Origin of the sequence: Methanogenium sp. S4BF, from assembly GCF_029633965.1 — an archaeon.
In the GTDB taxonomy this organism is placed as follows: Archaea; Halobacteriota; Methanomicrobia; order Methanomicrobiales; family Methanomicrobiaceae; genus Methanogenium.
In genome coordinates, this window is record NZ_CP091277.1 from 1,120,595 (window position 1) to 1,145,591 (window position 24,997).

Sequence of the window (24,997 nt, forward strand, 5' to 3'; positions counted from 1 at the left end):
TATTGACAGCATCAAATCAGCCAACAACAAACACGTGCGGCTGTACAATCAAAACACCCGATCCGACTTCGTTGTGATTCCCAAACAATTCTCCATCCGGATGACAGAAAGGGAATACACCGGCATCAGTGATAAATATTCAACCAGATCAAGCCACCCTCCAAGGAGGCCATGACCAAAGAGGCGAACGACATCCTCACCAAAGAAGAAGTCACTGCTATGATTCAGGCCTGCCATTTCTGCCTTCCTCAGCAGACCCTGTTCCTCACGCCCCATCCGCACCGACTGTTCTGCGAACCAATCTTCGAAGTACCCCAACTGGCGATTATGTGGTTTATTTTCCCGGTCGAATTCATTCAGCTCGGCTTCAGCAGATAATTTTCTTTGCATAAATTACTGCTAAATAAATTTGAAACAATTCTTATTAATAAAAGAATAATTTCAGAGGAAAAATGGCAGTAAATACTCTTATAATCAGGGAAGCAAACGAGTCCGATCTTCACGATGTTATCCAAGTCGAAAAAGAGGCCTTCGGATATGAAAAAGAAGCAATCTTAGTATCCCAACTTCTGGAAGATGAAAGCGCAGAGCCGACAATATCATTACTGGCTTTTAAGGAAGACGAAGCAGTCGGACACATCCTGTTCACAAAGGCAGCAATTGACGGAAAAGACCCCTCGCCTTTGATCTACCTTCTTGCACCTTTGGCAATTAAACCTGAACACCAGAAGCAGGGAATCGGCGGAATGCTCATCAATGAGGGCTTAAAAAAGTTGAAGGATATGGGTGTTGAAATGGTCTTTGTTCTCGGACATGAGAACTACTATCCGAAATATGGGTTTATCAATGATGCCGGCAACATGGGATTTGCTGCGCCGTATCCAATTCCGGAAGAGCAGGCAGGTGCATGGATGGTGCAGTTTTTGGGTTCAAAGGATGTTGAAGGGATTACCGGTCGGGTTGTATGTGCAGATGCATTAAATAAGCCGGAGCATTGGAGAGAGTGAGAGAGTCACGGTCGCAGAGGACAGGAGGGTGGTCGCATAGGTCAGGCACTCCGATGGAGTTTTGATGAGAGCCGTCAGAATAAGGAGAAATCTGCGCATTATTCTCTATCAAAACAGAAATTTTTTCCAATTGTTAATTTAGAGCGAAATACTTGTGGGTTTTGAGATTTTAGAGAAAAGCCGGATTCAGGAATCCGGCAGACCTCATCCTCCCATGCTTCAAAGGGACAGCCCTGATCTCACAGAATGGCGAAGAGAGAGAGATACGATACCAGATTACTCATCCCCAACGCTGATTCCAATGGAATAAATAGAGTCTGTCCGGACAGGACGCAATATCTGCCAGTACCGTTCAAAATCACCCGAATATGAAATGAATATATTTTTACCCTAACCTTCCTCATTTTTTGACATGGTGACCAGATTCAAAAACAACATACGCAGTACACCATGCGTATTCTCAGTTCTGCTGATATTCATGCTGATCTCAGCACCCGTATCCGCATGCACGATCTTTGCCGTCACCCCCGGCGCCTCAGAGGACGGCTCCATGTATGTCGGACACACGAATGATGGTGTCGGCTTTGACTGGAGAAATTACGACGACATCAGCCTCATCTACATACCGGCTGCAGACCATGCACCGGGTGAGAAGCGGGCCGTCGCATTCGATCCCAACAGCGGCTCCGATGCGGCCGGAAATAAGGCAGACGGCAGTTCCGAGGCTGTTCTCGGGTATATCGACCAGGTGCCCCACACCTATGGTTACTATACCGCATCCTACGGCATGATAAACGAACATCAGCTGGTAAGCGGCGAGTGCACGGACTATGCCAAAATCCAGCTCGGTGCAGAGGAAGGGAAGCGAATCTTCTATTCGTCTGAACTTTCCAATGTGGCCCTCGAACGCTGCACAACCGCACGGCAGGCAATCGAACTGGTCGGAGAACTGATTGAGACATACGGCTACTACGGCACCGGTGAGACCCTCATCTTCGCTGACCCGAAGGATGCATGGGTTATTGAGATGTGCTCCAGTCCGGAAGGCACCGGCGGCCTCTGGGCGGCAGAGAGGATACCGGACGGAGAAGTCTTTGTGGCCGGAAACGAATTCCGGATTCGTGAGATCGTTCCAAACGACCCCGATATGCTCTACGCGACGGACCTCTTCCGCATCGCAGAGGAGAACAACATGTGGACACCTGCGGACGGACCACTCGACTGGCTGGAAGCAACAAGCTATGGCGAATACTCCCACCCCTACTACTCCCTGATGCGTGTCTGGAGCATCCAGCACCGTCTGGCGCCATCACTTGGACTGAGCCCGTATGTGGAGAATTCCTACACACAAAGCTATCCGTTCACCATCACACCCGACGAAAAAGTCAACCTGACAACCGCGTTCTCTCTCTTCCGGGACCATTACGAGGGAACGGAATTTGATCTGACAACAGGCGTTGCCGCTGGGCCCTTCGGCAATCCGTACCGGTATCTCGGCCCCGCCGATGCCCACACCGATTTCCAGAATGAGACGTCCATTGAAGTCCGTCCCGGTGCAAACCCCCGACCTGTCTCCGCAGTGTTTTGTGCCTACAGCTATGTAGCACAGGCACGGGCAGGCCTCCCCGACCCTGTGGGCGGGGTGCTCTGGTTTGGCCCGGCCGTCACGTACGAAACCGTGTATACACCAATGTACGCCGGTGCCCTGAATGTATCAATCCCCTATGCCACCGGCGACAGGAAAGTGTATGATCCGGAATCTGCCTACTGGATCTTCGATTTTGTCACCAACTGGGCAATGCTCCGCTACGATGCAATGATTGTTGATATCCAGGCAAAACAGTCAGGACTTGAATCTGAGTCTATTGAAGCAGTAAAGACAACAGACGCACAGGCAGTTGAACTGATTCAGGCAGGAGATGAAACAGGGGCACGCCAGCTCCTCACCAATTTCAGCGTGGAAAGAGGCGATGAAATAATTGATTATTGGAAAGCCCTCACCGGCATGCTCGTGGTAAAATATTCAAACGGCCTCATCACCGACCCCACAAATGAGAGTGTTGAAGAGTCCGGCTATCCGGCGTGGTGGTATGATACCGCAGATTACCAGTATGGCCCCCGGGTGTATGAGCTTGACGCACTTCGCGAGACAGAGGGCCTCAACTATACCGGCCGGTCTGTATGGGTGCCAAAAAATGCATCATTTGATGAGATTCTGAGCCTCATCTGAGTATCAGCCAACCATATCATTTTTTTATTTCAGTTCAGCGGACACCGACTCCTGCCGAAGATGGATAATAACCGGTGCCTGCCGTAACCGATTCCCTTCCGCCTGACCACAACAAATGGCATCAGGAATGCCTACCTGCAGATGACCGTCTCACCCGACCGGGTGGATGCAAACGGCGGCAGCACAGCCATCCGGATATTCCGTCAGGGCGACGACGGAGTGACAGAAGTGCTGAACACGACCTCCCTCGGGACTACCGCTGACGGCATGATGATCTTTGAGGCATTCTCCCCCAGTGGCTTCTCCTCATTTGCCATAGCCGCGACCACTGCGCAACCCACTCCAACACCAACACCTATACCCACACCTGCGCCGGTTCCGGGGGGCGACAGCGACAGCAGCACAACCTTTTCAGCTGCAACAACCGGCGCCCTGCGGGCCGGAGAAACAGCCAGCCTTTCGGTCAGCAACTCACCGGTCACCCTGATTGCGGTAGATATGAAGACAGATGCACCTGCCCTGCTTGTTACCGTAACCGACCAGCAGAACCGTCCGGACGGAGTGCCGTTGTCTGGAAACAACATCTGGCGCTATCTCTCTTTCACACTCTATCGTGCAGACCCGGCTGCGATAGCCGATGCCATGATCACCTTTGGCGTGCCTGAAGACGTCCTCGGTGGAAAGACAGCGGTGCTGATGCGGCTGAACGGTCAGGAATGGGAATCACTCCCGACCGAACCCGCAGGCACGGATGGGAAAAACCTGCTCTTCACCGCTGAAACACCCGGGTTTTCCTGGTTTGCAATCGCTATCGTAGATGCAGCCGCATCAACGGGTGATGTTCCGGAAGGCGTCCCCACAGAACCAGCCGAACAGCTCCCTGCAGCAACTTTCACGCCTGCTTCCCCAACGACTCAGGCTACCACCACCCCCACCTCTGTACCCCCCACACAGACTCCACTCCCCATAGCAGGAGTGCTGTTCGGTGCTGCAGGAATCGCCTTCCTCTTCAGGAGAATGCGATAATTACCTCCGGGACCACAGGGGCACACCTCACCTTTTTCTTTTTTTATTCACGGTTTTTCCTTTTCGATCAGAATCCGGCACCCCGAATTTCAACTGACAAAATAAGGGCAAACAGAGACAGGTTCACTCCGGAAAAAAAGGAGATGCAGGACTTTATTTCAGGAATCTGCATCAGGTCGGACGATTGTTGCCATGTGTGATACCGTTTCATCATCAAAAACGGGTATTGTAGTAATGAAATAGCGTTTGATACCGGATGTATTCGTCATATCGACAACTCCCTGCCATGCTGCACCCCGTTTAAAGAGTTCCCGGTACCCGTCTGCATCTCCAACAAAGGCGGGAGGAAGCATTTCGAAGACCGGTTTGTCTATTTCAGGTGTACCATATGACATGGTCAGGCAGAACTCCTGAAAGGCCGTATTGAAAAGAACCAAGTTAAGCTGGCTGTCCATAAAATATACCGGATCCTTGATGATCTCAATCACCTGGCGCGGTGTGACTGCAGAAACCTCAGGCGGTCCGGCTACAATCGGATGGGTCAAAACAAGGACAAACTCACGCAGTTCACCGTCAGAACCACGAATCGGCTCAACGGTAAGAGTGAACTGCTGCTGTTCCCCCGTGCCTGTCGTGGCAACAACCGTATCCGACCAGCGGATCAGTCCCCGTTTAGTCTTTTCCATGCGATCCAGGGAATCAATAAAGGTCTCCATATCTGTCACGCCGGGATCCAGAATACTGAAGAGAGTGTGATTTCCAATCTCTTCTGTGCTCCAGTCCCAAAGTGCCTGTGCAGAGGCATTGAACCTCCGCAGAGTACCATCCGGCCCTGTTGAGATGACTGCATCGGGGATCAGGGAGAATATCGACGACAGAATTGCCTCCTCAACCTGAGATTTCTGTGAGGATGTGTGTTTGCCAATCGCCAGTTCAATATTTGAATACAGTTCCCGATCATTGAACGGTTTGGTCATAAAGCCATATGATTTGGTTTTGATGACCCGTGATACTGTTGTATCATCCGAGTATGCCGTGAGAAAAATCACCGGGATGGTGTAATACATGTTAATCGCATTTGCTGTTTCAATGCCATCCATCGTACCTTCAAGACGGATATCCATCAGGATCAGATCCGGCCAGGTTTCTTTTGCGATACGAATGGCATCATTCCCCCGACTTGCCACCCCTACAACTTCATATCCCATGTGTTTCAGCGAGGCCTCAATCTGCATCGCCACAATAGCTTCATCCTCAACAATCAGAATTCGTTTCTTTGTCATTTTTACACCTCTTCATTATCCTCAATCATCCCAGATCTTCTTCAGGGATGAATGGCAATCAGATTTCAGTACACCCACATCAATCTGTGAAAGTGAGATCACCACCTGTTCTGCATGGGCGGCAATCTGCTGCATAACGGTATTCCCGTGTCCGTTGAGTCCCCTGAACTCACCCAGAAGAGACAGGACTTCATCATAGGTCTCAAACAATGACTGAATCCGGGATTCGAGCTTCTTCGCATACGTTGCATCAGACACCATGGTGACCACAAACGAATCACCCCCAACGGTAACAAACGGCCGGAAATGGATATCCACAGCATGTTCCCCTCCATCCTGCCTGAATACATTTCTCATCCGGAGCGGTTTATTCCGGGCAAATACCTCCCGATAGTCATTAACTGTACCCACCAGAACAGCCGGTGCAACCTCATACACCATCTGTTTTTTTCCACACTCTGCAGTACTGAACCGACTGCACAGACACCGAAAGGCATCATTGAAGAGTACAAGCCTGAGATTTTTATCCACCACACAGACCGGAACATTCAGAGATTCAAGAGCCAGCCGTTCCAGTCCCACCGTATTTTCATGCAGGTCCTGCTTCTCCGCCCTCTCCGGTTCACGGGGACGAGGTAAGGGATGATCCTCTTTTGCCACGGGTTCGCTGGTTTGCCGGATGACCCTGTGCTTATGAAATGCCATCTCAATGGTTGTATAGAGGTCGCGTTCCCGGAATGGTTTGAGAAGATACCCGTAGGGCTGGGTCTGGATGGCACGGGAAAGTGTCGCCTGATCCGAGTGGGCAGTCAGATAAACGACAGGGATTGAGTAGAGTGAACTGATGCGTGTGGCCGCTTCAATCCCATCCATCGACCCGTCAAGGCGGATATCCATCAGCACCAGATCCGGCATCACCTCTCCTGCCATCTGGATGGCATCCGGCCCGTTTGTCACCGCACCTGCTACCTGGTACCCCAGCTTCTGCAGAACATCTTCCAGGGTCATTGCCACAATCACCTCATCTTCGACAATCAGAATTCGTTTCTTTTCCATAGACACACCATTAAACTCATGATTTCTTTTTTTCCGGGAATTTCATCGTAAATTTAGCACCATTTTCACCGTCAACCTCCAATGTCCCCTTCAACTGGGATCGGAGCAACCGTGCCACCAGCTTGAGGCCAAGGGAATTTGCGGTATAAATATCAAAATCCGGGGGCAGGCCCCGACCATCATCGGCAATGATGAGCGTCAGAAGGTCATCGTCATCCCGGTGCAACTCAACAGTGATTATGCCATTTTTATCCCCATCGAAGGCATATTTTACAGAATTAGTCAGTAATTCATTCACAATGAGGCTGCAGGGAATCGCAGTATCAAGATTGAGTGAAATATCATCAACCAAAACATTCAGGCTGATGTGCGAGGTATCGGTTTCTGAGCGAAGAATATTTGAAGCCAGTCTCTGCAGGTGTTCCCGTGCATGTATGAAAGCGAGGTTCTCAGACTGGTACAGGCTTTCATGCACCAGTGCCATCGTCATAATCCGGTTTTCACACTCCTTGAGGTGAACTACAGCATCGTCATCCCCCATGGAGAGCGCCTGGAGCTTAATGAGCCCCGATATGATCTGAAGGTTGTTTTTCACCCGGTGATGAATCTCCATCAGGAGCACCGACTTTTCGTCCAGCGAATCCTTGATCTGTGTCTCGTAGTCCTTCAGTTCAGTGATATCAGTAAAAGAGAGCACATGCCGTTTCGTTCCGGGGATCAGGTCAATGCTGATGTAGCATTGCCGTAGTTTTCCCCATTTATCGCACAATTCTGCTTCATACTGATGTGAACGTCCCCCGGCATCGCGATCTGCCTCAGCGAAATAATTCCTGACACCCTCCCGGTCATTTTCAGCGACAAATACATCCCATTTCAGCTTACCTTCCACTTCACCCAGCGGATATCCGAATAGTTTTTCCAGGGTCAGATTTCCCAGAGATATGAGGCCGTCCTCTTCTACGAGCGCCAGTGCAGTGCCGCTGGTTCCGAAGATCGTCCGGTAGAGAGTTTCAGAATAATAAAGTGCTTCTTCTGCACGTTTTGTCTCAGTCACGTCAACCACCGAGGCCATCAGACAAACCGGCCAGCCCTGATCATCAATGATATCCGAGGCATGCGCCTGACCGATAAAAGAGGATCCATCCTTCTTCTTAGCCTCGATTTCACCGACGAAGACACCTGTTTCATACAGGCCGCTGAGCAGATCAGCCCCCTGTTCTCTCAGTACCAGCAGTTCGTCCATACCCCTGCCAGGCATTTCAGCAGGAGATTCATATCCCCACATTTCGACTGCTGCGTCATTGGCATAGGTAACGTTTCCGTTGAGATCAAAGATCACAACACCACTGATAGCTGAAGATATCGCATAGTCCTTGATTTTAAGTTCCTTTTCAGCATCACGCCGTTCCTCTTCAAGGGCGATGCTGTGGAGTGCAAAACCAATATCATCAGCCACTTCAACAAAGATCGCTTTCTCTTCTGCGTCTGAAGCAAGATCCCGGGGAAGGGAAATACTCAGGAGACCATAGACATCCCCCTCATGCTCAAGCCTGACACACATCTGGCCATAGCCATCCGGGTGCCTGCTGATGACCGGGTCCACACAGACAGGGCAGGGATCCTCAAAAATAAATACGTCGGATGACGACAGCACCTCGTTGCATGAGACTGCCAAATCGGTGCGTCGCATCTGTTTTGCCTGCTGAATGAAGGCATCATCGTATCCTTGCTCTGATGTCCGGCATATGACACCACCCTCTCCATCAAAAAGATGAATGGCAGCACGATAGTAGCCACGGGTCTCAGTGAGTGTCTTGCATACCTGCTGTACTAACCGGTCCCGGTTCTTTTCACGGACGATGAGCTCATTGACATTCCGCACAGCCAGGATCACCTGATGAAGATGTTCAACCCGTTCTTCTGCCGCTTTCCGCTCGGTGATATCCATGAGCGTCCCGACGATGGCAGTGCCGCCCATGTATGATATCGGGGTCCCATACACCTCACAGACAATCTCATCACCGGATTTTTTGATTCCCCGGAACTCGTAGTGTGCAGAGTCAGCTTTACCGGAAAGTCTCTCCCGGATATGCCCTTCAACTACAGGGAGATCCTCCGCATGAACAAGCAAAGAGTATTGGCTGTCAATCAGTGCTTCACGTTCATATCCAAACATCTCCGCACCGCGGGGATTGATATAGCGAAGAATACCATCCTGAACAATATACGTGCAGACCAGTGACTTCTCCACCGGATCTCTGAATACTTCGTCTACTTCGTCGCGATGAATGGCAGCACCGATGATACCTGCTGCAGCCTGCAGGGCATCTATCTCGGTACGCGTCCACTCGCGATCATGCACACAGTCATAGAAGCCAATAAAGCCCCACCACTGCGAATCCGTGAATATCGGCACGACCATGAACGAACGGATGCCCCACGGCTCAAAGTATGTACGTTCACATTCAGGGAAGTCCCTGACATTCCCCGAGAGAGGCACGCCGGCAGAGAGGGATGCCTCCCAGCGGGCAAAACCGTCCGCGTAGCACACATCACGCAGACGATCTCCATTGGGAAGGGAGGCAATCCCATCCGCGGTCCAGAAACCATAGTTTTTGGTACGGAGCAGGCCTGATTCAGTATCAATATAGTTCTGGAACACATAGGCCCTGCTTGATCCGGTTGCCTCTCCCAGACGCTGCATGACATCTGAGAGATGGGTGTCCCATGCTGTGTCACCAAGGAAGTGGCCGGCAGAGAAACTCACTGCGTCAAGTATGGCATCACGGCGCCGGAGAGCTTCTTCTGCACGCTTACGCTCGGATATATCACGGGAAATGCCAAATAAGGCAGCCTGCCCACCCCACACTCCCAGTGTGACCTTCGTTTCAACGGGAATTTCTTCCCCATCCTTCGTCATAAGGGGAAGACGGCAGAAATCAGAGATTCCCGCCATCATCTCAGCGACAACCGCTGTCACCTCATCCCGTGCCCATACAGGGTGCACTTCAGGGATGGCCATCATCTGCAGTTCATCTGCTGAGTAGCCCAGCCGTTTTGCAACCACCGGATTTGTGTGGAGAATCAGGCCCCGCTCATCACACACAAAGAGAAAGTCCTCAAGCGAATCAAACAGCATCTGGAGATTTTTCCGGCTCTCACCAGAGGAGACTTCAGCCTGAATGCGTGCAATCGCATTCCCTACCTGTGCTGCGATGGTCTCAAGCTCTGTCCGGCTCTCAAGGGGGATATCATCCGGTTCATAAGATCCGACAGTAAAACACCCAATCACAGATTCCCTGTCCATAATGGGTATGCACCCCACTGTCCGGAGACCGCCACCGGTTTGCCTAAAAGCATCTCCGGATTTCGGAAACACACACTCAGAATAACATGGCTCCCCGCGAAGAATGATCTCACCCACTTCTGAGTCAGCAGAAAAAAACAATGGTAACGATTCGGTTACAGGAGCACCAGCCCCAGAGGAGGCAAGAATAAAGTCACCCGTTCTTTTATCGATGAGATAGAGCCCGCCACGATCCAGTCCGGCTACCTTCATCGCAGCACCAACGGAAAGCTCGGATGCACGTGTTACCGATGATATCGATGCCAGCGCAACACCAAGGTCACGCTGAATACAGGTCCGGAATTCTGCCCGTTTCTGGAGGGTGACGTCACGGAATGTGACAATCGTTGCCAATTCCCCATGGAATGAGATTCGTTTCCCCCGTCCCTCTACAGACAGGGTCCTTCCATTGAATGTCTGAATCTCAAAGACGCCCTGAAATGTCCCATTTTCATCTACAATCTCACTCTCGGATGGAGGATGCATCTGAAACGGGGTCCCGGAAAAAAGAAAGTTCCGGAGATTTTTTTGTTTCAGTTCAGCCACTGAGCCAAGCCCCGAAACGGTAACCGCAGCCTTGTTGCCAAAAAGAATCGTCCCTTCGGCATCATAGATAACCGAGGGGTCGACCATATTGTCTGCCAGGAAATGAAAGAGCTCTTCCCGCTCTGCGATCCTCCGTTCTGCTCCCTTTCTTTCCGTGATGTCGGCAATATTCACTGCAACATTTCCATCCGGAAGCCGTGATGCAAAGAGGAGGAGGTGCTTTTCCTTACCATCCGCCAGGGTACGTGATATTTCATGGTTCTGAACGTACGTTTCATGGCGCATATGGTCAAGAAAGGCCTTCATCTCCGCATCATCCCTGCAGAATGAAGCAAATCCGGAATGACTGCATCCGGGAATGGCCTCCATCAGGTTTCTGCACTGCTCGTTCTGCTCAATGATCATTCCGGTATCTCCATCAAGGACACAGATACCATTTCCCGAATTATCGAAGACATTCCGGTAGCGCTGTTCATTCATCTGCATCTTCATGGAAAGTGAAGAGATGACCACCGTAATACTAATGTACACATAGAACTGCGTCATCGCCGGGACTATCTGCAGGAGGGATTCAGGCAGAATGAAAAGAGCAAACACGATGAGGTAGAGGACCCCGGTAAGAACACTCAGCATCACTGCCTGACGTGGATATTTAAACGCTCCCAGAAGAATCGGGAAATACAACAGATGTGCAATAATCACGTTGGTTTCACCGGAGAAGAAATAGAGAGTCAGCTCCGAAATGATGAAACTAAATATTGCAATGCCAAGTATGAAGTTATTGAGATATTCTCTATTATTCAGGTATTTCAACAGAATCGCCCCACATCATGTTTTTTTCCGACCGGATTCTCTCTGAAAAACAGGTGCAGGATAACATCCATTGCACCGGATTGGTTGCTCTCCGGTACACTGACGCACCATCTTCGATAACTCTGCCCTGATGCTAAACGTTCAGATATTTTTGATGCAAAAGTACTTCCAACAGCATTTTCGACCAGAATCGCACCCGCGTGCGCATATGGGTAAAACACGCATTTCCCGGATGAAAGTGCCGCTGTCGCTATATCTTCAGTATTATGAAACAGATTATTTACCAATACTTCAGTTCACCACCTTCATCGCGGGGGGGGGATCAGGTAAGCAATGCTTACATCTGAAGGTGAATCTGCCCGGAATGATGCCTTAATATACTACTTGCAGTCCCCTCATTAATAATAGGCTATGTTTCAATCATTGAAACAAATTATACATAAATAGGTTTAGAGCATGTGATGAGGATAGTCAGTCAGATCGGCAGCACAACCTGCCTGACGCTATTGCTGAAAGAGTGGGCGCACATATCATCAGGCACCCGGGTGCCATCCCGGGCAGAATGGATCATCCCGCCATCGTACTGACCCTTCCTTCCGGAGTTTTATGAATCCTCCGGGAAAGTCATCATGACACACCTCATCGTAAATCTCCCACAGAGTTTCTGAAGAAGCTCTTCAGATAGCCAGCCGGGCATTTTCTATGGCAGAAAATTGACTTCGATAAAATATCCGGGATTCACGGATTCATATAATTCACAGAAAGAAACAGCAGAAGATGCATATCTGAAGGTCATGATATGGCACAGACAACTCTTTTTCATTATTTACTCAGTTCTGTGACGGGAAAGCGCGACTTCAATTATACTGAACAGCTCCTTTTCACGGAATGGTTTTGTAAGACATCCATCAGGACTCAGGCGAATGATGCTCTGCATAATCTCGTCATCTGAGTGGCCCGTCAGAAAGACAACAGGCACACCATACTCACTGAGAATCGTATCAGCGGTCTGTATCCCATCAAGAGCACCATCAAGCCCGATGTCCATCAGGATCAGATCAGGAGAGAAGTCTGCCATCCCGCCCAGCAATTCTTCACCGGATGAAAATGTGACAACTGAATACCCCACGTTCTGCAGAACATTCTCAAGCATCATCGAGACAATTTCCTCATCTTCAACGATGGCAAGCTTCTTTCCACAGGAGAAAACTGAGTTTCTGTTCACACCAACCCCCAATATTTAACAGCTAAATACAGAACATATCTCAGACAAAGAAGATATTCATCCTATCTGAAACCGCAACATTTTTCTGTATGTACAAACGGAAAACAGTTTGGGTTTACTATTCTCCGGGACTTTGGGAAATGAAGGGTCCTCGGAATTTATCTGATGATTTTACCCCTGCACATATCTGATACTGTTCCGGCTCACGCGGTACGACCCTGTCGATAGTGATTGGGAGAGCGGAACGAACAAAATCCCAAACAGGATTTTTCCAATTTTCCAATGTACAGACATCTGCCATCATCTTCAGGAGGATGTTCGAGAACGGATACTAAACAGATGCAAATGGATTTGCGAATCAGCCGCCACCAACAGCCCTCCATACCGGAGGTATGACAGAAATTGTCGCACAATCGGTTTGAACGCATGCCACATCCCGTACCACTGGCATATCACCCTCACCTATCCATGCACGCCTGCCACATAAGAGAACCGTCGCTGATGCCATGCAGAATAAATTACACCCCACAGCCGAAAAGAGACACAATGGCATTACCATCAGTGATTCAGGGATTCTCAAGCGAAGGGGGGGAACCACCCCCCGATACAGAATTTCGGGCAGCTCAGTCAGAAATATGCATACATCGCAACCGCAACCCCGTTCACATCTCCGACGACCCCCTGCAGGTCATCCATTGATTCAAGTCCCGGAACATTGTTCACATAGATGCAGAAGGTGAGATTGGTCCCTCGTTCTGTCGTCATATATCCCAAAAGTCCGCGTGAATAAACAAAGAGACTGCCCGACTGATCTCCCGCCACCGAAGTTCCGGTCTTTGCATGAATCTCTCCATATCCCGGGTCACCGGGCTGAGCTCCTGTTGCAAGGGTGCCGTCCACCCCAAGCACCGGCATGGCATCTTTCAGGGCATTGTAATTCTCCAATTTAGCAACAGCTGAGGTGAGAGCAGTTCCCGCACGCGGGCTGATACGGTTTAGGATACTGCCTTCCCCGTCAACCAGAAGAAGCGTATCAGAATTCACACCGACCGACTCAAGATACTCCCCTTCGACATACAACCCTGCATCGACCATATCATATCCTTCATGGGCGGCAATGATTCCCAGAAGACAGTTTGCATAGAGGTTCTGGCTGACTTTGAGGGTCACTTTCGCATACTCGGAGAACGGCGGGGAGGTCAGTTCAGCGATTTTCATTTTCGCTGCATACCCACCCCTTTCAGGAAGGAGGCCGGATGGATTCTGCCCTGCTGCCGGTGCATCGACTGCAACCCCAGCATTCTCCAGCGCATCAATAAAAAGACTGCGTGCAAACGCGGACGGAACCATGACACTGGACGTAAGGGTCACTGTTCCCGCATCAACGGGAATAACACCGTCAACTTCAATCACCTGCTGACCGCTGTAATCCGGAATTGAAACCGACATCTCACTACCCGCAGAAGCGGTGACCACATGGTTTGCGACGGTATAGGCCGATGACTTCGGCCTCCAGTCAACGGCTGCCGGTTCACCCGGGGCTCCCGGCACAATCGTCACATCAATCAGATTGTCGTTCACCACAATCGGGGTGACAATCCCCTTGTCCATCAACCGTGCCTCCCGGAAGAGACGGTCATCTATTGCCACATCCCCGAGGGTATGGACGCCGGATGCCGCCACCTCCTGTGCAAGAGTCTGCATTCCGGCAAGCGGGTCTGCCTCCACCAGCATGCAATGCCCAAACGCCCCGGCATCCACATGGTCCTCATTTGTATATGTGAGAGTATCTCCGGGTCCGGCCCGGCCCCCCATCGCAAGGTCGCCTGAAGCTACCAGGACCAGATTGTCACCCGTCTGATACACCGGTGTCACAAACCGGTAGTCCGGCCCGAGAACGTCAAGGGCTGTTGCAACCGTGAAGACCTTTGTTGTTGAACCGGGAGTGAACAGTTCATCACCGTTCAGTGACAGGAGCACCTCACCGGAATCGGTGTCGCGTGCCATCGCACCCCAGGTCGAGAAACGGTATCTCTCCTGCGAGATGATGCGGTCAATTGTTTCTTTCATCACAGAAATATCTGAATTCCCAGCCGAATCGCCCCCATTATCCACCGGCGGCGCAGTGCACCCACAGACGCATGCAACAGCAAGAAGCATCAGCACCATTCCAAAGGCAGGAGATATCCGTTTTCTCCACATTCTCATCCCAGACCGCATCATTGCCATTCAGTTGAACGGGCATGGTTTATAGCAATAAAGATTCCGAAATTCATTTTCCAGGTAATGATATGAAAAAGCCGGATGTTTCCAAAAATCATCGGATTCACTCCAATGCCTCCATGTAGAGAGAAAATTGGAACAGCCTTTCACGACAATATATCCGGCACCAGCCGGCCTGCACTTGTGAACAGTGTCGCTCAGCTGTTATCTGAATAAAAACAGAGTCAATTTGATTGAGTTAACATGGAGCCAAGTCAACCACATTTTTATTTCAGAAACTGCAAATGTGAACATATGAGTAAAAATCATCTCCAGGCAGTGCTTCTCATTGTCGCACTTGCCTGTTGCATGGCCTGTGGATGCACATCCGAGGCCACACCTGCAGACAGCACCCCTGTTGCAGGAGAGTCCGCATCAGCCGAATCTCTGGTTGTCTACTGCGGCGCTGGCCTGCGTGAACCAATGGACGAAATCGCTCAGGTCTATCAGGAAAAAACCGGCACTGAGATTAAATACACGTACAGCGGCTCAGCTCAGCTGCTCTCACAGATTGAACTCCTCCAGTCAGGCGACTGCTATATGCCCGGTGCAAAGTCATACATCGACTCCGCAGCAGAGAAGGGATTCATTAACTCCAGTGAGAAGACCATCTACCATGTGCTTGCCATCGCTGTCGCACCCGGCAATCCAAAGAATATCACCACCCTTGCCGACCTGACAAAAGACGGCGTCCGTGTCGCAATCGGTGAACCCACAGGACCTGCTGTCGGCAGTGCAGCAAAGAAAATGCTGGATACGGCCGGCTGCTGGGAAGACATGCAGCACAATATTGTCGTACAGTCAGGGACCGTCAACGAACTGCTGGTCTACATGAACATGGACCAGGCAGATGCTGCTATTATCTGGGAGGACCTCCTTGACAACTCAGACCTTGAACAGGTCGACATTCCGATTCATGAAGGGTTCATCAAAGTGATCCCCATCGGCACACTCTCATTCTCAGAAAATCCGAAGGATGCACAGGCATTTGCTGACTTCGTCTCATCTGACGAAGGCAAGGCCATCTTTGTGAAGCACGGATTTGAGACATATCCCTGTGCCAAATACGGGGATGCATAATTTTTTCTCTCTTTTTTGTGCTCCGGCATCATGGCATAATATCCAACAGAATCCGGCAGAAACATCACACGGATTTCAGCGTATCATGCAAATTGGCCCCCCCGTACATCGAATCATTTGGGGAATAGGCAATGATAACATCGTTCTCATACGCCCATCATTCCAGGCAGATACGCCGAGTTAATCATCATCAATTAACCCGACTGGAAATCCGGGTCTTTTTATAGCAATATCCTAAAATATTGAGCATATGAGTAAAAATTACGTGGTTTTTTTTGCCATCATAGCAGCCCTCTGCCTCTGTCTGGCATGCGGCTGCACATCTGAGGCATCAACGACACCCGATTCGCTGCAGTCCGTAACCGAAGAGAAATCATTGATTGTATACTCCGGCGCAGGACTGCGCGAACCGATGGATGAAATCGCACAGGTTTATCAGGAAAAGACTGGCACGGAGATTAAATACACATACAGCGGTTCAGCACAGCTGCTCTCACAGATGGAGCTCCTGCAGGAAGGAGACTGCTACATGCCCGGTGCAAAAGCATACATCGATTCTGCCGCAGAGAAGGGATTCATCAACTCCAGTGAGGATGTCATCTATCATGTCCTGGCCATCGCTGTTGAACCCGGCAACCCGAAAAACATCTCCTGTCTGAAAGATCTCACGGAAGATGGTGTGACCGTCGCTATCGGTGAACCCACCGGAAATGCGGTGGGAATCGCCACCCAGAAGATCTATGAGAAGGCGGGCCTCTGGGAGGACCTGCAGGACAATATCGTCGTGCGGTCAGGCACCGTTAACGAACTTCTCGTATACATGAATATGGACCAGGCAGATGCCGCCGTCATCTGGGAGGACCTCCTTGACAACTCAGACATCGAACAGGTGGACATCCCCCTGAATGAAGGGTTTGTCAAGGTCGTCCCGGTGGGCACCCTGACGTTCTCAGACAAGCCGGCAGAGGCACAGGCATTTGCTGATTTCGTTGCATCAGACGAAGGAAAGGCTATCTTTGTAAAGCACGGATTTGAGACATACCCGTCTGCAAAATACGGAGATGCCTGAACATTTTTCTTTTTTGCTGTGAAATTACAAGGAAATAATATGCATGGGTTGCGCAGTCCGAACCGAAATGAAACTGACGGCATTTCTTTACCCGCAATGGCTGCTGCAGTTCGTTTCAGGGCAGGCAACGCACCTGCATAACCCAGCTTCATTTCGAGTATCAGCAAAACCAGACCCGAGGCAGAACATATGACAGACATTGTATTCCGACCAATTGGTATTATCCACTCTGAACATACCGAGCATGAGAACACCCCGATTCAGGGGATATTCAACCCGTCACGGGGACAGATTGAGGTCTTCGTCGAATTTGCAGAAGGACTCAAAGACATTGAATCATTCTCTCACCTGATCCTCATCTATCACTTTGACCGTGCCACCGGGAAGAACCTGACCCGGAAGCCTTTCCTGGACGGAGAGAAGGAACGCGGCATCTTTGCCATCCGCCACTTCAACCGGCCGAACCCCATCGGCATATCCATCGTGAAACTGCTGGATGTGCATGACAATATCCTGGAGATTGAGCAGGTGGACATTCTGGACGGGACGCCCCTTCTGGACATCAAACCCTATGTATATCAGTTCGACCACCGTGAGGAGGTCAAAAACGGATGGGTGGATAATACGCACATGGATGACATCGGGAAATGGAATGCCACCCCGAAAGGACTAAGAGACAAGGAGAGAACCAATCGTGAAAAGTGACCTCCGGCGAAACTGGGTCAAGGTCACCACCATCGCGGTGGGTCTTGTTCTCACCGCTTTCATTCTCACCCTGCTCTTTCTTGTGATAACACACCCCTCTCCTGCGGCGGTGGCAGAGTCCCTGATGAGTAAGGAGATCCAGTTTGCGATCTACCTCAGCCTTGCCACATCCATCATATCCACCCTCCTGTGCGTACTCATCGCAGTACCCGCCGCCTACGCACTGGCACGGTACAACTTCTGGGGCAAGAGCTTCGTGAGTACCATCCTTGATCTTCCTCTGGCATTGCCTCCGCTTGTTGCAGGTGTGGCACTCCTGCTCTTCTTTGGCACCACTCCCATCGGTGATGCTCTTGAGTCCATCGGGATTGTCTTTGTCTTTACCCCCCTTGGCATCATCGTCGCCCAGTTCTTTGTGAACATGCCGTTCATGCTAAGGATTATGCGCTCAACATTCACCGATATCTCCCCCAGGTATGAATATGTGGCCTGTACTCTTGGATGCACCAACCTTCAGGCCATATGGAGAGTCACTATTCCGATGGCTGTGAACGGATTTCTCGCAGGCGCTGTCATTACCTGGGCAAAGGGCATTGGTGAATTCGGTGCGGCCCTGATGATCGCCGGCGCCACCCGCATGAAGACCGAGACACTGCCAATCTCACTCTTTCTGAATATGTCATGCGGAGAACTGGAGATGGCCATATCTGCTGCAATCATCCTCATGGTGATCTCGGTGGTATCCCTCTACGTCTTCGAATACTTCGGAGGATCTGCGAAATTCTGACACCGGTGAACATCATGCTGACAATAGAACACATATCAAAAGATTTGGGAGAGTTCATCCTCGACGATGTCTCCCTTGAAGTCAACGACGGAGAGTACTTCGTCATCATCGGGCCCACCGGTGCCGGCAAGACCATCCTTCTGGAGACCATCGCAGGAGTATACCCCCCTGATTCAGGCACCGTATCCCTCGATGGCAGGGATGTCACCTTTGTGCCGCCGCGTGAACGCAACATCACCATGGTCTATCAGGACTATATGCTCTTTCCTCACCTGACCGTTGCAGAGAATATCGGATTTGGCCTGAAGAACCGGAAACTTCCTCCGGCTGAAATTACTGACAAGGTTGCAGCTGTGGCAGAGATCTTCGGCATCGGACACCTGCTCCACCGTTACCCGGACACCCTCTCCGGCGGAGAGCAGCAGCGGGCGGCAATATCACGGGCCATCGTCCTCGAACCCTCAATCCTGCTCCTGGACGAGCCCCTGAGTGCTCTGGACGGGCAGACACGTGAGCGACTCAGGGCTGAACTTAAACGCCTGCATGCCGCCTTCAGGACAACAATCATCCATATCACCCATAACTTTGAGGAGGTGTTTTCCCTTTCATCACGGGTGGCCGTGATGCACCAGGGCAGGGTCCTGCAGGTCGGGACCCCGGACGAGGTATTCCGGCACCCCAACTCAGCGTTTGTTGCAGAGTTCGTCGGCGTCCAGAATATCTTTCGGGGCACCTGCACGGAAACAGACGGCCTATCGGTGGTTCGTGTGGAGGGGGAAGACGGTCCCCACCTCATCTGTTCGTCCCTCTGCACCGCCAGCGCCGGGGTCACGGCAACCGTCCGGCCGGAAGACATCATGGTCTCACGTTCCAGAATCGAATCCACCGCACGGAATTGCTTTGCAGGCACCATCACCGATGTGGCAGATAACGGTTCGATGGTTCGGTTATCCGTCGATACCGGTTTGCCCTTCATTGCCGCAGTAACCCGGCAGGGATGGTACGCACTTGGTGCAGAGATCGGAGATACCGTATATCTGACAGTTATGGCGCAGTCCGTCCATATATTCTAATTTTTATCTCACTCAATCCCGAATTATTACCCATATGTTCCATATGTGCGGCACCTCCCTGAAAACAACCCAAAACCCCCCCCCACCACGCACCATGATCTGCGCAAACATATGGGCAGGGGGTCCTGTGCCACCCGTCTGTCAACAACAATTTAAAACACAGGGGGGCACGACTGGTTTATTTATGGCAAAAACGATTATATTTGATGAAATTCATAAAAATTTTTAAAATTTAAAAATGGCTTTAATTGAACCAATTTCAAAAATAAAAATAATAATGGCTCAAAATACAATTTAGTGACCGAATATTTGAATAAACAGATTTCTGCCCAATTATAATCAACAAAACCATTAAATCTTCAATTAAATGATGTATTCTTACAACATTATGTCGGAGTAGACATGGAACAGGTAGCAGTAGTATCCACATCTGATGAGGGGATCATCAGACAGTTCAAAGAGACGGATGCATGGGGTCTTGCGACCGCAGTCGATCTCAAGAAATGTAACCCGGAAACCATCCGGGATGCGGAAAAGATTCGTGAGTTCGTAGTTCAGCTGTGTGAACTCATTGACATGAAACGATTTGGAGAAACACAGGTCGTTCATTTCGGTCCATGTGACCGGGTTGCCGGCTATTCCATGACCCAGCTGATTGAAACCTCACTGATATCAGGCCACTTTGCCAACGACACAAACGCGGCATACCTCGATATCTTCAGCTGTAAGGAGTACGCTCCCGAGATTGTGGCTGAATTCTGTAAAGATTTCTTTGAAGCTGAATCCTGTACGACACAGGTTCTGTTCAGAAATTAAGTACGGCCCGGATGGGTCGTAAACTCGTTTTTTTGTAGGAGAAAACACTCCTGCACTCATATCATTAAGACCCATGCCCTGCAGCATATACTGTTCCTTACGGTACAGGGAATGATGCACATCTCTGTACCTTTGACATCCTGAATCCTGAAGAGTCTGTTTCTGAGAAATTACCCATGCCTTAATCAGAAGAGAACAGGAAAAAAAGAAAGGAGTGATGATTTGGAAGTCTGGAGCAGACTGAATCATACGGGAGGAATTTTTGAGCGGTGAATTCCCCTCGCATGCAGAGGTGTTGAATGGGGGTATCCTCCTCCCCATCTATCTCTTGTACGGTTCTGTTCAAAAATACCCGCCGGGGAGGGTGAAAGTATTCTTCAGACAGCAGCGTCGACGGGAAACGATGACACCAGCACTCCGCCGGGACCATACAGGTATGCCGTGTCCCCGTCATTATTCCATACATCCTGAGCCCTTCCCCAATAGAGCACGCCTCCGGCTGCTTCACCGGTCCCGGTATACACCGTGACCAGCTCCCCGGGCTCCAGGTGATGAAGAGGAAATGTATACCGGTTGCTTCCGGTATCGTCAGTGAGTATCCACCCGGTCAGATTCTGTGACAGGGTGCCGGTGTTCTGAATGGTCACCCATTCGTCAGCCGGACTGACACCGGTGATCATGACAGCCCATCCTGAAGCTCCTTCTCCCGGCACAGCATCAGGAGGAGCAATGGTCACAGCAGGAGAGGTCGATGGTGTGGCACCTGCCGTCGTGGCTGCCGGTGCTGCCGCTTCCGGACTGCCAGTATCGCCTGTGGTAAAGACTGCGTATACCGGATAATGGTCCGAGACAGCGGTCAGGAGCGGAGGGGCCACCCCAAACCGCTCGTCATACCGGAATACACCGGCAGTGCCGGTATATTCATCAGTGAGGGATTCGGTGATGACCATCCGGTCATAGGTCCTCACGGTATCTCCGGTCGTAGTATCCATGTCATTTCCTGTCAGCCAGTGATACCCGGATGCACGGAGCGGAGTATCAGACTCCTCGTCAAAATACGTGCCATCCGCATTGAAGTCCCCCATCACAATCACATCCGGCTCCGACGGATACGCAGCATAGATCCAGTCCACAACATCGGTTAAGGCGGCAATCTCTTCGGTCGCCTCATCAGGGTCGGTATGAATAACCGCACATACCGCACTGACCGGGTCCTGCGTGCCTTCAAACCAGACGATAAAGGGCTCGCGATGGAACGGGTCTGTCCCCTCCGGTTCCGGGTAGGTCTGCGGCGCACCCTGCAGCCTCACGGTATCGGTATTATAGAAATAGGCATACTGCTCCTTTGACACCGTCCGCCCCAGCCGATCGGAGGCCACATAGGCATAGCGTGAACCGTCGCAGTTCACTTCCTCAAGGAGGGCGGGAAGGGCTGTTCCGGAACTGTCACGGATCTCCTGAATGGCAATGAGATCATATGACCGGATTGTCTGCCCGAGCACATCCATCACATCCTCACGGGCGGCCTTTGTCGTGCCGAAGACCTGAACATTGAATGCACCAACCACAAGCCCGTCTTCTTCCGGGCCGGCAGTCACGGACGGTACAAACTGCAGGATCTCATCACCGTAATTTAGTGCACCGAAGATACCTGCAACAAGCAGTACAAAGATGCCAAGCTTTCCCAGGCGTGAACGTTTTCCCATCCATAGATACATCAGAGCCACAGACAAAAAAAGGATGCATATCCACCCTTTATTGTGGGTTAATACATATCACGGGAGACAACGGTCTCTTCAAACCGGCCGTCACAGAAGACCATGACAGGCACCGTCTCACCCTGGCAAAAGCCCCGCATCGCAAGGTCATATGTCCGGCGGACATACCGAAGCCCCTCTTCTTCAAACAGTGCAAGAAGGGCACGGATGAATGCTATTTGCTGGTCCAGATACTCTTTTTCGTAGCGGATAGTCTCCTCCGCCACTGCTGATGCGTCTTCAGACGTCATGGAGACATGGTATTCCCCGTGCGTATTGAGGCCGGATAGATGGCACCAGTGCACATTCCCCGATTCGTCCGGCTCCCGATGCAGCATATACGGATATACCCGGCAGATCAGGGGGCGATCCCCATAGATGCGGCACCGGCCGGAATCATTCAGAAACGTGCATACATTTCCGTCCGCTGTCTTCAGTGCATACCCGGACACAAAGAACCGCCCGTTCTGGTCGCACGCCTCAAAATAGGGGGCGGGCACCAGCACATCAGGGTGCTCCTGCCGGATACGGCGCACATCCTCATCCAGCAAAAATACATGATCATTGGCTGCCTTTGTGCAGCAGCGCCCACAGCAGGTGCAGGAGAATCCGGTTTCGCTGACGATATCAGCATAGTCTGCCACCGGGTATGTTTCAAGAAGCGCACGCTCCTCTTCCATTCCCTTCAGCCGTCTCAGAATCACTGCCTTTGAGATTATCTCACCTGATGATCTGTTTCTTGCTGAACATACTTGCACCTTTCTTTGCCGGCAGACGTCCACCAATCACGCCTGATAAATCAGATGAGTGGGAAATATACCGTACAGAGACAGGGGCGTGCATGAAGATATCGTCATCCATTGAGACTGACCGGATTTACCGGACAGATTGCCTTGAGGGCATGAAACAGATGCAAACCGGCAGTGTGGATATCGTAGTCACATCGCCCCCCTACAATATCGGCAAACCCTCTGCAACTCATGACGACACCATGCCCTATGATGAATATCTGGACTGGATGCACCGTGTCGCACATGAATCCCGCCGCATTCTTCGTGAGGACGGGTCGTTTTTCTTAAATATCGGCGGAAAACCCCGTGAGCCGTGGGTGCCCTATGATGTCATGCAGGAATTCAGGGAGGATTACGTCCTCCAGAATGTTATTCACTGGGTGAAGTCCATATCGATTGCAAAGGAAGATGCCGGCAATTATGATGCCATAAGAGATGACATCTCCGTCGGACACTACCAGCCGGTAAATTCGGAGAGGTACCTCAGCCAGTGCCATGAACACATCTTCCATTTCACCCCCGCAGGCACAACAAAACTGGATAAGCTTGCCATCGGGGTGAAATATCAGGACAAGACCAATATCGGCCGCTGGAAACAGGCAACACAGGATCTGCGGGACAGGGGGAATGTCTGGTTCATCCCCTACAAAACCATCCGGTCATCCCGGCCGCATCCCACCAGTTTCCCGGAGAAGCTCCCGGAGATGTGTATCCGTCTGCACGGACACACTCCGGATACAGTCGTCTGTGACCCGTTTATGGGCATCGGGAATACAGCACTTGCATGCATCACCCTTGGCGTCCGCTACGTCGGATTTGAGATAGACCCGGAATACTGCGACTGTGCTGAGGAACGGATACGAAGACGAATAACACCGGAACCATAATGGACGCTTTTATCGCACTCATTCTCACCATTGCCGTTATCGCTGTCGTGGCGGCCCGGCATGCCATCCCGCCGTTCCTCACCCTCACCGGAGGAGCACTCCTGTTTGCCCTTCTGACAGGGATGGGGGAGGGAGCAGTTGCGGCATTTACCGCCGGCGCCGGGGCACTCTTCGCACTCCTCGGAATTCCGGTCTACTGCGGATCGGTGATCGCCAAATTCCTGGCACGGGACGGCGGTGCGGAACGTATTGTAGAAGACATCGGGCAGGTTGCCCATCGGCCGGTTTCCGCAGCCGCCATCGCCGGTTACCTGCTCTCCGTTCCGATGATGTGCTGCATCACACCCTTTATCGTCCTCACACCGGTACTTGCGGGCATACGCAGAAAGCTGCACTGCACCACGTCACTCTATTACGCAGCAGCCTGCGGGTCAGTCATCTCGTTTGTCTTTCTCTACCCGCTTCCGGTCACCTACGCAATCACAAACAGCCTGTATCCGGGGGATTTTGCCACCGGCAGCTATCTGCAGGCCGCACTGCCCCTCTCACTCGTTGCACTCATCATTGCTGCATACCTCTCTGGGCGGCATCATACATGCAGCACGGGCAGCCCGGAGAACGAAGAATCAGCTCCCGGCAGTCGCAGGCAGGCATGGATACCGGTCATACTGCCGGTCGCCTGCCTTGCCGCCGGACACCTGATACCACCCCTCTCCATTCTTGCAAACATCAATATCGCCCTTTTTGCCGGCCTCTGCGGTGCCATTCTCCTCTCGCCGGCACAATCCCGCATTCCGGCACTGGAATCAGGTACAAAACATGCGGGGATCATCATCTTTGATCTCTGCGGCGCAGGCGGCCTCGGAGCGGTAGTTGCAGCAGAAGGAGGCATTGCGGCCGCCCTCCCCTCCCTCACCACCATTCTCCCGGCACTGCTTGTGCCCTTTGTCATCGCAGCACTCTTTCAGGCCGCACAGGGCTCAAGGGTTGTTTCTGCGGTCATCACTGCCTCCCTGCTTGCGGGAACAGAGATCATAGCCGCAGTACCCGCACTGCCCCTCGTCCTGATGACAGCAGCAGGGTGCATGATGTTCAGTTTCGTAACAGACCCGTTCTTCTGGCTGATACGCCGGACGACAGGTGAAAGTGTGTGGGATGTCAGTATGCGGTATACGGTGCCGCTGTTCTGCGCAGGCATCATAACCGCCGGGATCACCCTGTTTATATTTATGTAAAAA

The 24,997-nt window shown here is 51.3% G+C and carries 20 protein-coding genes; 11 read left to right on the forward strand and 9 right to left on the reverse strand.

Annotation, left to right across the window (positions count from 1 at the left end; all coding sequences use genetic code 11):
- Positions 1-48: 48 nt before the first annotated feature.
- Complete coding sequence (locus tag L1S32_RS05525; RefSeq protein WP_278156839.1) at positions 49-390, reverse strand: hypothetical protein; 342 nt, start codon at positions 388-390, stop codon at positions 49-51.
- 62 nt (positions 391-452) lie between these two features.
- Between L1S32_RS05525 and L1S32_RS05530 the strand changes: the two genes are divergently transcribed.
- Positions 453-1,007, forward strand: coding sequence for an N-acetyltransferase (locus tag L1S32_RS05530; RefSeq protein WP_278156840.1), 555 nt, complete (start codon positions 453-455; stop codon positions 1,005-1,007).
- Here the strand turns inward: L1S32_RS05530 and L1S32_RS05535 are convergent.
- Positions 978-1,106, reverse strand: a complete 129-nt coding sequence (locus L1S32_RS05535) for a hypothetical protein (RefSeq protein WP_278156842.1) — start codon at positions 1,104-1,106, stop codon at positions 978-980. The two genes, L1S32_RS05530 and L1S32_RS05535, sit on opposite strands and share 30 nt — an antisense overlap.
- Positions 1,107-1,419: 313 nt before the next feature.
- On the opposite strand from L1S32_RS05535, the gene L1S32_RS05540 reads away from it, so the two are divergent.
- Entirely contained in the window at positions 1,420-3,237 is a 1,818-nt protein-coding gene (locus tag L1S32_RS05540) for a C69 family dipeptidase (protein ID WP_278156844.1), read from the forward strand.
- A gap of 141 nt (positions 3,238-3,378) precedes the next feature.
- On the forward strand, positions 3,379-4,263 hold the full coding sequence (locus tag L1S32_RS05545; protein WP_278156846.1) for a PGF-pre-PGF domain-containing protein: 885 nt from the start codon (positions 3,379-3,381) through the stop codon (positions 4,261-4,263).
- A gap of 158 nt (positions 4,264-4,421) precedes the next feature.
- Here the strand turns inward: L1S32_RS05545 and L1S32_RS05550 are convergent, their stop codons facing one another.
- The 5 genes from L1S32_RS05550 to dacB all read right to left on the reverse strand — a co-directional run bounded on the left by L1S32_RS05550 (position 4,422) and on the right by dacB (position 14,761).
- Positions 4,422-5,546 (reverse strand): response regulator, encoded by a 1,125-nt coding sequence (locus L1S32_RS05550; RefSeq protein ID WP_278156848.1) that lies wholly within the window; start codon positions 5,544-5,546, stop codon positions 4,422-4,424.
- Between the two features lie 21 nt (positions 5,547-5,567).
- On the reverse strand, positions 5,568-6,602 hold the full coding sequence (locus tag L1S32_RS05555; protein ID WP_278156850.1) for a response regulator: 1,035 nt from the start codon (positions 6,600-6,602) through the stop codon (positions 5,568-5,570).
- Positions 6,603-6,618: 16 nt separating this feature from the next.
- Complete coding sequence (locus L1S32_RS05560; protein WP_278156852.1) at positions 6,619-11,196, reverse strand: PAS domain S-box protein; 4,578 nt, start codon at positions 11,194-11,196, stop codon at positions 6,619-6,621.
- A gap of 937 nt (positions 11,197-12,133) precedes the next feature.
- Positions 12,134-12,532 carry a response regulator gene (locus L1S32_RS05565; protein WP_278156854.1) on the reverse strand — a complete coding sequence of 133 codons (399 nt, stop codon included), beginning with the start codon at positions 12,530-12,532 and terminating at the stop codon, positions 12,134-12,136.
- Between the two features lie 627 nt (positions 12,533-13,159).
- Positions 13,160-14,761: a D-alanyl-D-alanine carboxypeptidase/D-alanyl-D-alanine-endopeptidase gene (gene dacB, locus L1S32_RS05570; protein WP_278156856.1), complete on the reverse strand. Its 1,602-nt coding sequence runs from the start codon at positions 14,759-14,761 to the stop codon at positions 13,160-13,162.
- A gap of 288 nt (positions 14,762-15,049) precedes the next feature.
- On the opposite strand from dacB, the gene modA (L1S32_RS05575) reads away from it, so the two are divergent.
- The 6 genes from modA (L1S32_RS05575) to L1S32_RS05600 all read left to right on the forward strand — a co-directional run bounded on the left by modA (L1S32_RS05575) (position 15,050) and on the right by L1S32_RS05600 (position 20,324).
- Positions 15,050-15,874: a molybdate ABC transporter substrate-binding protein gene (gene modA, locus L1S32_RS05575; RefSeq protein ID WP_278156858.1), complete on the forward strand. Its 825-nt coding sequence runs from the start codon at positions 15,050-15,052 to the stop codon at positions 15,872-15,874.
- 250 nt (positions 15,875-16,124) lie between these two features.
- Positions 16,125-16,943, forward strand: a complete 819-nt coding sequence (modA, locus tag L1S32_RS05580; RefSeq protein ID WP_278156859.1) for a molybdate ABC transporter substrate-binding protein — start codon at positions 16,125-16,127, stop codon at positions 16,941-16,943.
- A gap of 189 nt (positions 16,944-17,132) precedes the next feature.
- On the forward strand, positions 17,133-17,648 hold the full coding sequence (gene tsaA / locus L1S32_RS05585; protein WP_278156862.1) for a tRNA (N6-threonylcarbamoyladenosine(37)-N6)-methyltransferase TrmO: 516 nt from the start codon (positions 17,133-17,135) through the stop codon (positions 17,646-17,648).
- Positions 17,638-18,435, forward strand: coding sequence for an ABC transporter permease (locus L1S32_RS05590; protein ID WP_278156864.1), 798 nt, complete (start codon positions 17,638-17,640; stop codon positions 18,433-18,435). The genes tsaA and L1S32_RS05590 overlap by 11 nt, the downstream gene beginning before the upstream one ends.
- Positions 18,436-18,449: 14 nt before the next feature.
- On the forward strand, positions 18,450-19,508 hold the full coding sequence (locus L1S32_RS05595; RefSeq protein WP_278156866.1) for an ATP-binding cassette domain-containing protein: 1,059 nt from the start codon (positions 18,450-18,452) through the stop codon (positions 19,506-19,508).
- A gap of 402 nt (positions 19,509-19,910) precedes the next feature.
- Positions 19,911-20,324 carry an S-adenosylmethionine decarboxylase gene (locus tag L1S32_RS05600; RefSeq protein ID WP_278156868.1) on the forward strand — a complete coding sequence of 138 codons (414 nt, stop codon included), beginning with the start codon at positions 19,911-19,913 and terminating at the stop codon, positions 20,322-20,324.
- A gap of 377 nt (positions 20,325-20,701) precedes the next feature.
- Here L1S32_RS05600 and L1S32_RS05605 read toward each other — a convergent pair whose 3' ends face one another.
- Together L1S32_RS05605 and L1S32_RS05610 are read right to left on the reverse strand one after the other, a co-directional pair.
- Complete coding sequence (locus L1S32_RS05605; protein WP_278156869.1) at positions 20,702-22,030, reverse strand: lamin tail domain-containing protein; 1,329 nt, start codon at positions 22,028-22,030, stop codon at positions 20,702-20,704.
- A gap of 59 nt (positions 22,031-22,089) precedes the next feature.
- The gene (locus L1S32_RS05610) at positions 22,090-22,785 is read right to left on the reverse strand and encodes a YkgJ family cysteine cluster protein (protein WP_278156872.1); all 696 of its coding nucleotides are present in this window, start codon (positions 22,783-22,785) and stop codon (positions 22,090-22,092) included.
- A 137-nt stretch (positions 22,786-22,922) separates the two neighbouring features.
- Between L1S32_RS05610 and L1S32_RS05615 the strand changes: the two genes are divergently transcribed.
- Complete coding sequence (locus L1S32_RS05615) at positions 22,923-23,759, forward strand: site-specific DNA-methyltransferase (protein ID WP_278156873.1); 837 nt, start codon at positions 22,923-22,925, stop codon at positions 23,757-23,759.
- Positions 23,759-24,994, forward strand: a complete 1,236-nt coding sequence (locus L1S32_RS05620; RefSeq protein ID WP_278156875.1) for a hypothetical protein — start codon at positions 23,759-23,761, stop codon at positions 24,992-24,994. Before L1S32_RS05615 ends, L1S32_RS05620 begins: the two co-directional genes overlap by 1 nt.
- Positions 24,995-24,997: the final 3 nt, after the last annotated feature.